The 475-nt window shown below is 54.9% G+C and carries 1 protein-coding gene; it reads left to right on the top strand.

Going from position 1 to position 475, the window contains the following annotated elements; translation table 11 throughout:
• The coding region (locus HMPREF2565_RS03760) for an HNH endonuclease signature motif containing protein (RefSeq protein ID WP_141745883.1) at window positions 1–475 on the top strand (475 nt) is incomplete at both ends.

Below are 475 nucleotides of genomic sequence, written 5' to 3'. Positions count from 1 at the left end.
AAGCCGCCAACGACGTCTTCTTCAACCAAGAAACAGCCGGCACTAAGCCTTCCGTGCGCACCCAAGTCATCGTCACCCTGAACGAGTTGGATCAAATCATCAACGGTGACGGGGACGAGATCGAACTCAACCTCACCAACGGTGGGCGCATGACAGGCGCTGAGTTTCTCACCCACAAGTTTGCCGAAATCGGCTACGCCACCATCGTCCACCCTGTCGAAGGGCCTATTAACACCTGGCGGCTAGAACGCGGAGCAAACTTCAACCAACGCCTTACCCTGCACGCCGAATTCCACACCTGTTCAAGACCTGGGTGTAATAAGCCAGCTGATTACTGCCAAATCCATCACCTCATCCCCTGGCAAGCAGGCGGCTACACCAACATTAAGAACCTGACCTTCCTGTGCGCCTACCACAACGGTATTAACGATGATGACCCTTTAAAACCCACCGGGCGCGGCTACATGTACCGGCT

The sequence above is a fragment of the Corynebacterium sp. HMSC072A04 genome (assembly GCF_001809235.1).
GTDB lineage: Bacteria > Actinomycetota > Actinomycetes > Mycobacteriales > Mycobacteriaceae > Corynebacterium > Corynebacterium hiratae.
Note: the sequence above shows the minus strand (reverse complement) of the source record. Positions and strands in the feature narration are given on the sequence as shown.